Source organism: Pseudarthrobacter sp. NPDC058329 (assembly GCF_042879835.1).
Taxonomy (GTDB): domain Bacteria; phylum Actinomycetota; class Actinomycetes; order Actinomycetales; family Micrococcaceae; genus Arthrobacter.
Window position 1 is genome coordinate 66,390 of the sequence record NZ_JBHVZR010000015.1, and the last position, 12,936, is coordinate 79,325.

Below are 12,936 nucleotides of genomic sequence, written 5' to 3' on the forward strand. Positions count from 1 at the left end.
CGATCCAGCCTGCCAATCCGGTGCTCTCCGATTGCTTCTGGTCCTGACCCGCACATATGCGTAAAATCCACAGTGTTCCACCCGGATAAACCGCGCTGTGGCATTGCTGGGGTGCAATGGCCAGGTATGACAAGCGGTCAGCAAAAGCACCGTTGCGCCTGATCGCAGAATCAGGAGCGTGTGATGAAAACAGTTCAAAACGTCGCAATCGGAGCCGCTGTGGCCGCGGCTCTCGCAGGTGGCGGCATGTATCTCGCCATGGTTGCTCCTGACGGAGCATCGAGCTCCACTACGGTGTCTTCCGCAGACCGCAAAGGGTCTCATCGAGCCAACGGCATCACCGAGGAGCCTTTGACAGGGGACACCGCCGCCCGTGTCGAAGCGGCAGCAAAGGCCGCGAATCCAGGCGCGACGGTCGTCCGGGTCGAAACCGACGCCGACGGCGCTGTCTACGAGGCTCACATCAGGAAAGCCGACGGAACGCGTCTGACGCTGAAGTTTGACGCTTCGTTCAACATCACAGGCACAGAAACGGACAAGAGGCGCTAGGGACGGGTCGCGGCCACCAAGCGGCTCTCTTCATAAGGCGCAGGGAGCCCCGGAGATTATTGATTTCCGGGGCTCTCTTTGTGCGCGAAGGGGACTCGGAACAACAGGCGTGGTGGGCCGAGGAGCTTACGGCCCGGCTGCCCGCCACTCGCAATTGTGGGGCCCGGTAAAGAAATACCAAAGGTCTGTCGACGACGCTGGTGCATCAGCATCAGGGACGAAGTTCGTCACAACGCAGTGGCACGTCTTCGGGAAGGAACAACAGTGGCAGAAACGTTTCCACCAGCGGATTCAGGAACGCCGAACCCACCTGCCGTGCGTCCGGTCCTGGTGGTGCTCACGGCGAGGTACAGATACCTCCCCGCCGATTCCACAGCCCGTCTGCAGTCTGCATCTTCACTTATCGCCAAGGAATTGGCCTGCAGTCCTGCGATATCAGGCTGCGTAGTTCTGTCCACCTGTAACCGGTTCGAAATTTACTGCGAATTACCGCCCTCCGGGGATGTGGCAGGGGCGTGTTCAGAAGTCCTGCGGGCTGTGGGGCGTTGCGCCAGACTTCCGCTGCCTGACCTGCGGGCACTGTTCGAGTACCACCACGGTCCCGAAGTTGCAGAACACCTTTTTGGCGTCGGGTGCGGCCTTGATTCCCTCGTGGTAGGCGAGCGCCACGTCACCGGCCAGGTTCGTCGCGCCCTGGCCGAGGCCCAGGCCGCAGGCACGGCAACGGGGCGCCTAAGCCGGCTGTTTCAAACGGCTTCCCGTACTGCAAAGGATGTGGGAGCGCGGACCCGACTGGGCGCCGTTGGCAGGTCGGTGGCTTCGGTGGCACTCGAACTGGCCATGTCCCGGTTGAATCCGGCGAAGCTCTCCGACCTGTCGGTGGTCCTTATCGGCAGCGGGTCCTATGCAGCCTGCTTTATGGAGTTGCTGGGCAGGGGACAGGGGCCGGGAATTGCGGTTTACTCCCACTCCGGACGGGCGGAGGCATTCGCAGCCGCCCGGTGCGCAACGCCCCTTACTGCTGAAGAGCTGCCTGCGGCCATTGGAGGCGCCGACGTCGTGATCGGCTGCAGCGGCAGTGGAACCCGGATAGGTACGTCGGTCGTGGCTTCACGGCAGGGTACATCCCGCCGGCTTGTGCTCTTGGATCTTGCCCCCACCCAGGACTTCGACCCCGGCCTTGCCAACGTGCCGGGCGTGGAAATCATCACCCTGGAGTCGGTGCGGGAGGCGGCTCCCCCGGCAGACGCAGAGGAATTGCAGCTCGCCCGGGCTTTGGTCCGGCAGGCAGCGCGCCGCTTTGACGAACAGGAATCCGTCCGCGCCGCTGACACTGCCATCGTTGCCCTGCGCAACCACCTCAATGGTGTCCTGGAGCGCGAGATGGACCGTGGCAAGAAGCAGAACGGGGACAGCGCACCAACGGAGGAAACAGCCCTGGCGCTGCGGCGCATGGTGCGTCAGTTGCTCCACGAACCCAGCGTCCGGGCAAGGGAGCTGGCGGCGGCAGGCCGTCAGGACGAGTACACCGCAGCCCTGGAGGTCCTCTTCGGCCTCAGTGTGAACAATCGCGGCCAGGCGGGGCTTCGCCAGCAGTCAGCAGGAGTGTAGGGCGAGAGCATGGCAGGACGTTTACGGTGCGGCCGGTGCACACATGTGGTCCCGTGACTTATGACCCCGCGACACAAAGAAGCCCCGGAAAATCAATGATTTTCCGGGGCTTCCGTTTGTGCGCGGAGGGGGACTTGAACCCCCACCCCCTTTCGAGGACTAGCACCTCAAGCTAGCGCGTCTGCCATTCCGCCACCCGCGCAGGTGGTAATTCGGGAACCGTTTCCGCCTTTCAGCGTTTCGCGTTTCTCCGAAGCAGCGAGAAAAACTCTAACACGAACTTTCCTGAAACATCGAATCGGGCCAAGTGGGTAGGCTGAGGGCAAGCAATCCAGCGCTGCAAACCCGTCATTCCCCAGTGAGGAGCCCGCAATGCCCGACGTCCTGCCCGAGGATGAAGTTGTCCGTATCTGCCAGGAACTTATCCGGATCGATACCTCGAACTTCGGTGACGGAACCGGGCCGGGGGAGCGGGCCGCAGCAGAATACGCCGCAGGGCTGATCGAGGAAGTCGGCATGGAGGCAGAAATCTTCGAGTCGGCTCCCGGGCGCGCCAATGTGGTCACCCGGATGGCCGGCGAGGATCCGTCCGCCAGCGCCCTCGTGGTGCACGGGCACCTGGATGTGGTTCCGGCCCTTAAGGACCAGTGGTCCGTGGACCCGTTCGGAGCAGAACTGAAGGACGGGCTCATCTGGGGCCGGGGCGCCGTCGACATGAAGGACATGGACGCGATGATCCTCTCCGTCCTGCGCAGCTTTGCCCGAACGGGCAAAAAGCCCAAGCGGGACATCATCTTCGCCTTCTTCGCGGACGAGGAAGCCGGCGGCGCGTACGGGGCCCGCTACGCCGTGGACAAGCGGCCGGAGCTCTTTGAGGGCGCAACTGAGGCCATCTCGGAAGTGGGCGGGTTCTCGGCAACCATTGGCGGGCAACGCACCTATCTGCTGCAGACGGCCGAAAAGGGCATCTCCTGGCTCCGCCTGGTAGCCCACGGCAGAGCCGGCCACGGCTCCCAGATCAACACCGACAACGCCGTGACCCGCCTCGCGGGGGCCGTGACGCGGATCGGCGAGTACAAGTGGCCCATCGAGCTGACGCCCACCACCAGGCAGTTCCTGGACGGCGTGACGGAACTCACCGGCGTGGAGTTCGACGCCGACAATCCCGATCTCCTGCTGAACCAGCTGGGAACGGTGGCCCGGTTCGTCGGCGCAACCCTGCAGAACACCACCAATCCCACGCTCGTGAAGGGCGGCTACAAGCACAACGTCATTCCGGAATCCACAGAGGCGCTCATCGACTGCCGCACGTTGCCCGGGCAGGAAGAGCACGTCCTGGAGATCGTCAAGGAGTTGGCCGGAACCGGGGTGGACGTCAGTTATGTGCACAATGACGTGTCCCTTGAGGTTCCCTTTGCCGGGAATTTGGTGGATTCCATGATCGATGCCCTGCACTCCGAGGACCCCGGAGCCAAGGTACTGCCGTACACGCTCTCGGGCGGTACGGACAACAAGTCCCTCAGCAGGCTGGGCATCACGGGTTACGGCTTTGCGCCCCTGATGCTGCCGGACGAGCTGGACTTCACCGGCATGTTCCACGGTGTGGACGAGCGCGTCCCGGCGGACTCGCTGAAGTTCGGCGCCAGGGTGCTCAATACCCTGCTCACCAACTACTGAGCCGGCTGCCATGACCCCGGAAGAAGTGCTGCCGGACGCCCTCCTGGAGCGGATCCGCGGCCGGGCCGCCGGATACGACAGGGACAACGCGTTCTTCCACGAGGACCTGCAGGAACTGACGGAGGCCGGTTACCTGAAGCTGTTTGTTCCCGCGGCCGACGGCGGCAAAGGACTTGGGCTCGAAGCCTCGGCGCAGTGCCAGCGGAGGCTGGCCACGGCTGCCCCCGCCACGGCGCTGGCGGTCAACATGCACCTGGTGTGGACCGGCGTCGCGCACGTCCTGCAGGCAAGGGGGGACCACTCCCTCGCCTTTGTCCTCAAGGAAGCCGCGCAGGGCGAAGTCTTCGCTTTCGGCAACTCCGAGGCAGGAAACGATTCGGTCCTCTTCGACTCCCGCACCGTGGCGGAACCGCAAGGCGGCGGGTACACCTTCACGGGCACAAAAATCTTCACCAGCCTCTCTCCTGCGTGGACAAGGCTGGGGATCTTCGGCAAGGACTCGTCGGCCGGGGACGGCGAAGGAGAACTCGTCCATGGCTTCATCACACGGGAAACATCCGGCTACCGTGTCCTCAATGACTGGGACACCCTGGGCATGCGCGCCAGCCAGTCCAATACCACCGTGCTGGACGGCGTTTACGTCCCCGAAGACCGGATCTTCCGCAAGCTCCCCGTGGGACCCAACCGAGATCCTTTGATCTTCGCCATATTCGCGTGCTTCGAGACGCTGCTCGCGGCCGTCTACACCGGTTTGGGGGAGCGGGCACTGGCCGTTGGGGTGGAAGCGGTGAAGCGCCGGACATCCTTCAAAAACGGCGGACGGAGCTACGCACAGGATCCGGACATCCGCTGGAAGGTCGCGGAAGCCGCGATGGCCATGGACAACCTCTACCCGCAGCTGGCGACCGTAACCGCCGACATCGACGCCCTCGCCGATCACGGTCCGCAGTGGTTTCCCAAACTCGTGGGCCTGAAGGTCAACGCCACGGAGACCGCACGCCGCGTTGTGGACCTCGCCATCCGGGTCAGCGGCGGATCAAGCTATTTCCGCGGCTCCGAACTGGAACGGCTCTACCGGGACGTTCTGGCCGGCATGTTCCATCCGTCCGACGACGAATCAGCCCACAACACCGTGGCCACCGCCTGGCTGGGGCCACTCGAGGACTGAACGGTCCGGTGAACCCCTTGTTTTCCTAGACGGTCCGGTGGACCTGCATGACGCGGCGGCGGAGCCAGAACCGCCGTCCGCCGCCCATATACAGCTTGCTGCGCTGCAGCTCCCACTTGCCGTATTCGGAGTGTTCCACCAGGCGGCGCCTGGCCTCGTGCAGAGAATCGACAGGGCTGACCGTCAGTACAAGGTACTCGTACTGCTTGGCATAATCCCGCTCCCGCTGGACCGAGCTGGTGAGAAATTGTTCCTTCATTTGCTCTCCATTTTCGTCCTTTTCCGGCTAACGTGAAGGCATGAGCATCGATCCGCGTGTCGCGCTTCAGTCCTTGACCACCGCTTTGGAAGAACACCTTATAGCAGCATCCAACCGCCGCGGAGATGGGGACCCCTCCGTGGAGGCGGCGTTTTTCGCAGTCGCCGATGCTTTTGAAGTCTACGAGGACGCACTCTATGAGGCCTACAACGAGGTCACGCCGCTCCAGGTCTTTGATGACGAGGACGACGAGGAAGAGGAAAGCGACGTGGACGACGAGGACCTTGAAATCGTCGAGGACCGGAACCTCTGACCAAAGAGCTGCACCGCGGGCGCCAGCAGTCCGGGCCTAGTTGAGGGCTGATGCGTCCTCGAGGGCGCAGGCTATCTCGGGCGGCAGCGGCGACAACTGGGCAGCCACAATTTCCTTGAGTTGCGCGGGCGTCCGCGGGCCTACTATCGCCGTCGCGACCCCGTGCTGCGACAGCAGCCAGCTCAACGACACGTCCTGCGGCGTCCTGCCCAGTCCCTTGGCGGCCATACACACCGCCTCGACCGTCCTGGACGCCTTCCCGTCAAGGTAGGGCTCGACGTACCCGGCTTCCGCGGCGGACGCTCCCCGGGACCCGGTGGGGATGCTGCCACGATACTTCCCGGTCAGGACCCCGCGGCCCAGCGGCGCCCATGCCATCAGGCCCAGGCCTGCATCTTCGATGGCCGGAATGAGTTCTGCTTCCGGCTGCCGCTGCAGGAACGAGTACTCGGCCTGGGCGGCCACAAGGGGAAATCCTGCGATGGCTGCGGCCTTGGCTGTCTGCCAGCCGCTGAAATTCGACACTCCGGCGTACCTGGCCCGGCCGGTGCGGACGGCGTACTCCAACGCGGACAGCGTTTCGTCCAGCGGTACGTTGGCGTCCCAGGCCTGGGCGAACCAGATATCCACGTAGTCCGTGCCCAGCCTGGCCAGGCTGGCCTCCAGGCCGGTGAGCATTGCGTTACGTGACGTGTCCACGCCGCGCCGGCCATCCGGTGTGGTCAGTCCTGCCTTGCTGGAAATGGAAATCTCCGTACGGGCCACGACGTCGCCCAGCAGGGACCCGATCATGGCCTCGGACCGGCCGTCGGCATAGGACGCAGCCGTATCGAGGTGGCGGCCGCCTGCATTCAGGAAGATGCGCAGCAGTTCCGAGGCGTCCTGTTCGTCGGTCTCGCCGGCCCAGGACATGGTGCCAAGGGATAGGGCGGAAACTCGCAATCCACTGTTGCCGACGTAACGCTGCTGCATAGCAGCAAGCTTACGGGCAGAACCGGCACTGCCCATGCCGTAGGGTCTTAGCGTGAACTGGTTTGAGGCGGCCCTGCTGGGCCTTGTGCAGGGACTGACCGAATTTCTACCCATCTCATCAAGCGCCCATCTGCGGATCGTGGGGCAATTCCTGCCCAATGCCGCAGACCCCGGCGCAGCTTTCACCGCCATCACCCAGCTGGGTACCGAAACAGCGGTGGTGATCTATTTTTGGCGGGACATCGTCCGGATTGTGAAGGCATGGGCCGGTTCCCTTGCCGGAAAAGTCTCCAGGCAGGATCCTGACGCGAGGATGGGCTGGCTCGTGATCCTGGGCAGCCTGCCCATTGTTGTCCTGGGCCTGCTCTTCCAGGACCAGATCGAGTCGGTGCTCCGCAGCATGTGGATTGTGGCCACCATGCTGATCGTGTTCGGCCTGATCCTTGCTGTCGCGGACGCAGTAGGCAAACAGGAGCGGGACCTCACCCGGCTGACCTACAAGCACGGGATCCTCTACGGCTTCGCCCAGGCCATGGCGCTCATCCCCGGCGTGTCCCGGTCCGGCGGAACTATTACCGCGGGCCTCCTGATGGGCTACACCCGCGAAGCGGCCGCACGGTACTCATTCCTGTTGGCCATACCCGCCGTCTTCGGCAGCGGCCTCTTCCAGCTCTACAAAACCGTGTCCAACGAGGGCATCAGCGGTCCCTACGGGCTGCCGGAAACAGCCCTCGCCACGGTGATCGCCCTTGTGGTGGGCTACATCATCATCGGCTGGTTCCTGAAGTTCGTCTCCACCCGCAGCTACCGCCTGTTCGTCTGGTACCGCATCCTCCTGGGCCTGGCCCTGTACCTCCTCCTCGGTTTCAATGTCATCAGCGCCTAGCACTAGGCTTGGCGTGTGAAATCCTGGATCTCCCGCCCTGTTCCCGACGTGCCCGGCAGCATGCCGGCCATTCGGTTGTTCGATACCGCTGTGGGCCGCGAGGTGGCCCTGGAAACAGATGGCCGGCCCTCTATGTACGTTTGCGGCATCACGCCATACGACGCCACCCACATGGGCCACGCCGCAAGCTACGTGGCGTTCGACCTCCTTAACCGGGCCTGGCGGGACGCCGGCCAGGACGTGTCCTACGTGCAGAACGTCACCGATGTGGACGACCCGCTGCTGGAACGCGCCACGGCCACCGGAGTGGACTGGTGGGACCTGGCGCAAAGCCAGATCGAGCTCTTCCAGACGGACATGGAGGCGCTTAACGTCCTCGCCCCCGACCGCTATGTAGGAGCCGTCGAATCCATCGCCATGATCGTGCCGGAGGTGGAACGGCTCGTCAGCCTGGGGCTGGCATACAAGGTGCAGGGCACCAACGGCGAGCCGGACGGAGACGTTTATTACGACGTCGAGGCGGCCGGCAAGCAGTCCGCGTCACCTGACGCGTGGTCCCTGGGATCGATCTCCGGCCTGTCGGAAAGCGAAATGCTGGAGCTCTTCGCCGAACGCGGCGGTGATCCCGGCAGGTCGGGGAAACGCCAGGCGCTGGACCCGCTGCTGTGGCGCGTGGAGCGGGACGGCGAGCCGAGCTGGCCCGGTGGAAGCCTGGGATCCGGCAGGCCAGGCTGGCACATCGAGTGCACGGTCATTGCGCAAAAATACCTGCCCTCGCCCTTCACCGTGCAGGGCGGCGGCTCGGACCTGATCTTCCCGCACCACGAAATGGGTGCCGGCCACGCATTCTCACTGGCCGGGGTTCCGCTAGCCAGGCACTATGCACACGCCGGAATGGTGGGGCTGGACGGCGAAAAGATGAGCAAGTCCAAGGGCAACCTGGTTTTGGTATCAAAACTGCGCGCAGCGGGGGAGGACCCGGCAGCCATCCGCCTCGCCATCCTCGCCCATCACTACCGTTCGGACTGGTCCTGGACGGACGAAGGATTCCAGGCCGCAAAAGCGGACCTTGCCGCCTGGCGACAGGCTCTCGGCAACGCTCCGGCCGGGTCGGGGCCAGCCCTGATCGCAGAGATGCGCGCCGCGCTGGCTGCCGACCTTGACGCTCCGGCTGCGGTTGCCGCCGTCTCCCGCTGGGCGCATCAGGCGGACTCGGGAGCCGGCCACGGCAGCGGTGAGGACCAGGCCTTGGTGCGGGACGCCGTCGACGCCCTACTGGGCATTCGCCTCTGACGAGGCCGCCTGGGGGGGCGGCTACTGCAAGCGGGCGTAACGCAGGCTGCCCGGTTAGGGCCGGTCCTGCCCGCGACGTTTGAGGTAACGCTCAAACTCCCGGGCAATGGATTCCCCGGTTGCTTCCGGAAGGTCTGCAGTGTCCTTTGCCTCTTCAAGCTGCCGGACATAGGCGGCAATTTCCGGGTCTTCGGTGGCCAGTTCGTCCACACCCCGCTCCCACGCGTCGGCTTCCTCCGCCAGCTCATGGGTGTCCAGCGGAACCTGAAGCAACTCCTCTATCCGGTGGAGGAGAGCCAACTGCGCTTTGGGCGACGGCGCCTGCGCCACGTAGTGGGGGACGGCGGCCCAAAGCGAGACCGTGGGAATGCCCGCCAGGAGCGAAACCTCCGAAAGCACCCCAACAATGCCCACCGGTCCCTCGTACTGGGATGCTTCCAGGTTCATGCGTTCCCGCAGCGGCGCGTCGTCGGAGGACGTGCTCACCGGAATGGGGCGGCTGTGCGGCACGTCTGCCAGCAGGGCGCCCACCAGGACTACATAGTCAACATTCAGCGCTTCTGCGTGCACCAGGAGTTCGGCGGTATAGGCCCGCCATTTATAGGACGGCTCGGTGCCCTGCACAAAGATGACGTCCACGTTCGAACCTGGCGCGCTGGCCTTGTAGATACGCGTGGAGGGCCACTTGATCTTGCGTTCGCCCGCGGAGTTCCGGCGGACAGTCGGGCGGGTGAACTGAAAATCGTAATATTCGTCGGCGTCTATGTTGGCAACCTTCTTGCCGCCCCACAGCTTGTTGAGATACCGCAGCGAGTCGCTTGCTGCCTCCCCGGCGTCGTTCCAGCCTTCAAAGGCGGCCAGCATCACAGTGACGCGCTGCCCGTCAGCCACAGGCTGCAGGAACCGCTCACGGGCGGGTCCGGCACCCGGTTCGGTGGTGTCTCCCTCGAAGCTATTCATTTCTTCACCCTACGTCCAAGCAGCGGGGTCTTGCATGGAATGAAGCGCCGAAAAGTGCACCTGGTACGCCCCAAACAGCGGCAACCCCGGCGGTATTCGCCGAGGGCGTAGCCACAGCCCCCGCCCAGACTGGCCCCGTAGACTGGGGGCATGCGACAGCCAGCCTCCTCTTCCCCGCTCAAAGCCGCCCTCTGGGACATGGACGGCACCATTGTGGATACGGAGCCCTACTGGATAGCCGCTGAGCGCGCGTTGGTGGAATCCCATGGTGGAACCTGGTCCCATGAACAGGCCATGCAACTGGTGGGACAGTCCTTGACGTTCTCCGCAGGCCTCCTCCAGCAGGCCGGCGTCGATCTTACGATCCGCGAAATCATTGACACCCTCACGGCTGAAGTGGTGGCCAGCGTCAGGAAGAATGTGCCGTGGCGCCCGGGTGCCCGCGAGCTCCTGGAAGACCTGCACCTTGCGGGTGTCAGGTGCGCCCTGGTGACCATGTCCGAGGGCCCGTTGGCCCGGGAAGTGGTGGCCAGCCTCCCTCGGCCGTACTTCGAAGTGGTGGTAACCGGCGATACCGTGACACAGGGCAAGCCGCACCCCGAGGCGTACCTGAAAGCGGTGGACCTGCTCCAGGAAAAGGACCCGGACCTGGCCATCCACCACTGTGTAGCCCTGGAAGATTCCGAGCCGGGCGTGGCGGCGGCAGTGGCGTCCGGAGTGGCCACCGTTGCCATTCCACACATCGTTCCATTGCCGGAGGACGCCCGGTACACCTTGTGGGAGTCCCTGGCGGGACGCTCGCTGGCTGACCTTGAAGACCTGGTGGTTGCCCGCTCTGCGGCGCCGTCCGCGGCAGTCCCGGTGACCGCACATGACTGAGACGGCGGCTCCGGTACGCCGCGAAGGCATCCCTCTGGGCAAAATCGCCGGCGTTCCCGTTGTCCTGGCCTATTCATGGTTCCTCATCGCCACCTTCACCGTGATTGTTTACGGCCCGGTACTTGACCGGAGCAACCCGGCCCTCGGTGCCAGCGCCTACGTGGTCGCGTTCGCCTATGCTGTCCTGCTGCTGATTTCCGTGCTGGTCCACGAACTGGCCCATGCCCTGACTGCCAAGATCTATGGGTGGCCAACCCAGAAGATCGTTCTCAATCTTTGGGGCGGGCACACACAGTTCGAAAGCTTCACTGCCACTCCGGGACGGTCCGTCCTGGTGGCCCTTGCCGGCCCGGCCGCCAACTTTGTCCTAGCCGCAGGGGCCTGGCTCATGCTGAACGGTGTTGCCCTCGGCAGCGTCGCCGAGATCCTCACGAACATCTTCATGTGGGCGAACTTCCTCATCGCCGTCTTCAACGTCCTGCCGGGGCTGCCGCTGGACGGAGGCAGGCTGGTGGAATCCGCCGTCTGGAAGGCTACCGGCAGCCAGGCCAAAGGGACGGTGGCAGCAGGGTGGGGCGGACGCCTGATTGTTATTGCCCTCGCCTACTGGTTCATCCTGCGGCCGCTGCTTGCCGGAAACTCGCCCGACTTCAGCCTGCTCATGATTACCGTCCTGGTGGGGGGCTTCCTCTGGATGGGGGCTTCGGCTTCCATCCAGCAGGGAACGCTGCGCGGGCGGCTTCATCTCGTCAGCGCCGCAGGGTTGTCGACTCCAGCCGTCGGGCTGCCTGCCACAGCGTCGGTGCGAGACGCCCTCCGGCTTGGCGCGCCCGGCCCAACGGCAGTGGTGATCTGCGGCTTTGACGGACGGCCTGAGGCCGTGGTGGACTCTTCCGCGCTGGCATCGGTTCCCGCCGCTGCGGCCGGAACAACTCCGATCACCGCCGTGTCCTATGCCCTTGCGCCCGGAGCCTACGTGCCGGAATGGTCTAAAGGGCAGGAACTTCTCCACTTCCTCTCCCAGCTCGAAGGTCGGGACTACGCCGTGGTGGACCACAACGGCAAGGTGACCGGGCTGCTTTCCCAGGATGCGGTGCTGTCCGCCATCACCGGCAGGCGCCGGCAATCCGGTAGGCAACCGCAGGGCAGGAACCGGTAGAGTTACCTGCCGGTCGTGCATTGCCGCCGCAGAAGCCACAATGTCTTTGAGGACATGGACGCGGGGGCGCAACAGTTTTACAGGAGCGAGGAAAGTCATGAGCAGCGAAACTGCCGTCAACGAAGCCACAGCAGCAGCCCAATCCGGTGTTGCCGCCGGAGGCTCGCAGCCGGTGGGAGCTGCCCGTCGCCGCGGTCCCTTCCGGGAGGGCGAACGCGTCCAGCTGACCGACGAGCGGGGCCGGATGAACACGGTCACCCTCGAAAGCGGCGGCGCGTTCCACACCCACCGCGGTTTCCTGAACCACGATGAGATTATCGGCAAGGCGGACGGCTCGGTGGTGGTCAACAATGTTGGCCAGCAGTACCAGACCCTGCGCCCGCTGCTCTCGGACTTCGTCCTCTCCATGCCGCGCGGCGCTGCGGTGGTGTACCCCAAGGACGCCGGGCAGATTGTCACCATGGCTGACATCTTCCCTGGCGCCCGGGTGGTGGAAGCGGGAGTCGGCTCCGGCGCCCTCTCCATTTCGCTCCTCCGGGCCGTGGGTGACAACGGCTACCTGCACTCCTTTGAACGGCGTGAAGAGTTTGCGGACATCGCCCGCGGAAACGTGGAAACAATCTTCGGCGGCCCGCACCCGGCCTGGCAGATCTCCCTGGGCGACTTCCAGGAGGAAGTTGTCCGGAGCGAAGAGCCCGGGTCCGTGGACCGCGTGGTCCTGGACATGCTCGCGCCCTGGGAATGCTTGGACGCTGTCGCCACGGTCCTTGCCCCGGGCGGCGTGTGGATCAACTACGTTGCAACGGTCACGCAGCTGTCCCGCACGGCGGAGGCCATCCGCGCCGACGGCCGGTTCACGGAGCCGGACGCCTGGGAGTCCATGGTCCGCGGCTGGCACCTCGAGGGCCTCGCCGTCCGGCCGGACCACCGCATGGTGGCGCACACGGGCTTCCTGCTGGTCACGCGCCGGCTGGCCGACGGCGTCACCGGCATCTCCGTCAAGCGGCGCCCCTCGAAGACTGACTTCAACGAGGAGGACGTCAACGCCTGGACGCCGGGCGCCGTAGGGGAGCGGCTGGTCTCCGACAAGAAGCTCCGGCGCGCCGCCCGCGATGCCATTGCGGGCACAAACGTCAAAGACACCCCGGAGATCACGAACTAGTCCACATTTCGGGAGTCTCCCTCCCTACCTGCCATCTTGGGACTAAGG

The 12,936-nt window shown here is 64.7% G+C and carries 13 protein-coding genes and 1 tRNA gene; 10 read left to right on the forward strand and 4 right to left on the reverse strand.

The genetic code is table 11. The features are described 5' to 3' along the window. The first annotated feature begins 183 nt into the window (after nucleotides 1-183). Nucleotides 184-549, forward strand: coding sequence for a hypothetical protein (locus ACFVYC_RS17315; protein WP_387552556.1), 366 nt, complete (start codon nucleotides 184-186; stop codon nucleotides 547-549). Nucleotides 550-882: 333 nt separating this feature from the next. Beyond that, on the forward strand, nucleotides 883-2,160 hold the full coding sequence (locus tag ACFVYC_RS17320; protein ID WP_387552648.1) for a glutamyl-tRNA reductase: 1,278 nt from the start codon (nucleotides 883-885) through the stop codon (nucleotides 2,158-2,160). Between the two features lie 119 nt (nucleotides 2,161-2,279). On the opposite strand, the gene ACFVYC_RS17325 is transcribed toward ACFVYC_RS17320, so the two are convergent. Then, nucleotides 2,280-2,362 (reverse strand) — tRNA-Leu (locus tag ACFVYC_RS17325). A gap of 170 nt (nucleotides 2,363-2,532) precedes the next feature. Here ACFVYC_RS17325 and ACFVYC_RS17330 point away from each other — a divergent pair. Both ACFVYC_RS17330 and ACFVYC_RS17335 read left to right on the forward strand, forming a co-directional pair. Then, a complete protein-coding gene (locus ACFVYC_RS17330) occupies nucleotides 2,533-3,837 on the forward strand; it encodes a M20/M25/M40 family metallo-hydrolase (protein WP_387552558.1) in 1,305 nt (434 codons plus the stop codon). Nucleotides 3,838-3,847: 10 nt separating this feature from the next. Next, complete coding sequence (locus tag ACFVYC_RS17335) at nucleotides 3,848-5,005, forward strand: acyl-CoA dehydrogenase family protein (RefSeq protein ID WP_387552560.1); 1,158 nt, start codon at nucleotides 3,848-3,850, stop codon at nucleotides 5,003-5,005. A gap of 25 nt (nucleotides 5,006-5,030) precedes the next feature. Here the strand turns inward: ACFVYC_RS17335 and ACFVYC_RS17340 are convergent, their stop codons facing one another. Then, nucleotides 5,031-5,264: a DUF5703 family protein gene (locus ACFVYC_RS17340; RefSeq protein ID WP_387552562.1), complete on the reverse strand. Its 234-nt coding sequence runs from the start codon at nucleotides 5,262-5,264 to the stop codon at nucleotides 5,031-5,033. Between the two features lie 40 nt (nucleotides 5,265-5,304). Between ACFVYC_RS17340 and ACFVYC_RS17345 the strand changes: the two genes are divergently transcribed. Further along, nucleotides 5,305-5,577 (forward strand): hypothetical protein, encoded by a 273-nt coding sequence (locus ACFVYC_RS17345; RefSeq protein WP_163163721.1) that lies wholly within the window; start codon nucleotides 5,305-5,307, stop codon nucleotides 5,575-5,577. 36 nt (nucleotides 5,578-5,613) lie between these two features. Here the strand turns inward: ACFVYC_RS17345 and ACFVYC_RS17350 are convergent, their stop codons facing one another. Then, the gene (locus ACFVYC_RS17350; protein WP_387552564.1) at nucleotides 5,614-6,549 is read right to left on the reverse strand and encodes an aldo/keto reductase; all 936 of its coding nucleotides are present in this window, start codon (nucleotides 6,547-6,549) and stop codon (nucleotides 5,614-5,616) included. A 52-nt stretch (nucleotides 6,550-6,601) separates the two neighbouring features. Here ACFVYC_RS17350 and ACFVYC_RS17355 point away from each other — a divergent pair, with 52 nt between their 5' ends. Both ACFVYC_RS17355 and mshC read left to right on the forward strand, forming a co-directional pair. Further along, nucleotides 6,602-7,435, forward strand: a complete 834-nt coding sequence (locus ACFVYC_RS17355; protein ID WP_387552566.1) for an undecaprenyl-diphosphate phosphatase — start codon at nucleotides 6,602-6,604, stop codon at nucleotides 7,433-7,435. A gap of 15 nt (nucleotides 7,436-7,450) precedes the next feature. Further along, nucleotides 7,451-8,728 carry a cysteine--1-D-myo-inosityl 2-amino-2-deoxy-alpha-D-glucopyranoside ligase gene (gene mshC, locus ACFVYC_RS17360; RefSeq protein ID WP_387552568.1) on the forward strand — a complete coding sequence of 426 codons (1,278 nt, stop codon included), beginning with the start codon at nucleotides 7,451-7,453 and terminating at the stop codon, nucleotides 8,726-8,728. 54 nt (nucleotides 8,729-8,782) lie between these two features. Here the strand turns inward: mshC and ACFVYC_RS17365 are convergent, their stop codons facing one another. Then, a complete protein-coding gene (locus ACFVYC_RS17365; RefSeq protein ID WP_387552570.1) occupies nucleotides 8,783-9,688 on the reverse strand; it encodes a PAC2 family protein in 906 nt (301 codons plus the stop codon). Between the two features lie 150 nt (nucleotides 9,689-9,838). Here ACFVYC_RS17365 and ACFVYC_RS17370 point away from each other — a divergent pair, with 150 nt between their 5' ends. The 3 genes from ACFVYC_RS17370 (at nucleotide 9,839) to ACFVYC_RS17380 (ending at nucleotide 12,888) form a co-directional block, all read left to right on the forward strand. Beyond that, nucleotides 9,839-10,567 (forward strand): HAD family hydrolase, encoded by a 729-nt coding sequence (locus ACFVYC_RS17370; protein WP_387552572.1) that lies wholly within the window; start codon nucleotides 9,839-9,841, stop codon nucleotides 10,565-10,567. Continuing rightward, complete coding sequence (locus ACFVYC_RS17375) at nucleotides 10,560-11,726, forward strand: site-2 protease family protein (RefSeq protein ID WP_387552574.1); 1,167 nt, start codon at nucleotides 10,560-10,562, stop codon at nucleotides 11,724-11,726. The genes ACFVYC_RS17370 and ACFVYC_RS17375 overlap by 8 nt, the downstream gene beginning before the upstream one ends. A gap of 97 nt (nucleotides 11,727-11,823) precedes the next feature. After that, nucleotides 11,824-12,888 carry a tRNA (adenine-N1)-methyltransferase gene (locus tag ACFVYC_RS17380; protein ID WP_387552576.1) on the forward strand — a complete coding sequence of 355 codons (1,065 nt, stop codon included), beginning with the start codon at nucleotides 11,824-11,826 and terminating at the stop codon, nucleotides 12,886-12,888. Nucleotides 12,889-12,936: the final 48 nt, after the last annotated feature.

Bases quoted from the DNA above. Each gene is read 5' to 3' on its own strand.
- ACFVYC_RS17315 (WP_387552556.1), top strand. From the start codon at position 184: ATGAAAACAGTTCAAAACGTCGCAATCGGAGCCGCTGTGGCCGCGGCT.
- ACFVYC_RS17350 (WP_387552564.1), bottom strand. From the start codon at position 6,549: ATGCAGCAGCGTTACGTCGGCAACAGTGGATTGCGAGTTTCCGCCCTA.
- ACFVYC_RS17330 (WP_387552558.1), top strand. From the start codon at position 2,533: ATGCCCGACGTCCTGCCCGAGGATGAAGTTGTCCGTATCTGCCAGGAA.
- ACFVYC_RS17335 (WP_387552560.1), top strand. From the start codon at position 3,848: ATGACCCCGGAAGAAGTGCTGCCGGACGCCCTCCTGGAGCGGATCCGC.
- ACFVYC_RS17375 (WP_387552574.1), top strand. From the start codon at position 10,560: ATGACTGAGACGGCGGCTCCGGTACGCCGCGAAGGCATCCCTCTGGGC.
- ACFVYC_RS17370 (WP_387552572.1), top strand. From the start codon at position 9,839: ATGCGACAGCCAGCCTCCTCTTCCCCGCTCAAAGCCGCCCTCTGGGAC.
- ACFVYC_RS17340 (WP_387552562.1), bottom strand. From the start codon at position 5,264: ATGAAGGAACAATTTCTCACCAGCTCGGTCCAGCGGGAGCGGGATTAT.
- ACFVYC_RS17345 (WP_163163721.1), top strand. From the start codon at position 5,305: ATGAGCATCGATCCGCGTGTCGCGCTTCAGTCCTTGACCACCGCTTTG.
- ACFVYC_RS17365 (WP_387552570.1), bottom strand. From the start codon at position 9,688: ATGAATAGCTTCGAGGGAGACACCACCGAACCGGGTGCCGGACCCGCC.
- ACFVYC_RS17380 (WP_387552576.1), top strand. From the start codon at position 11,824: ATGAGCAGCGAAACTGCCGTCAACGAAGCCACAGCAGCAGCCCAATCC.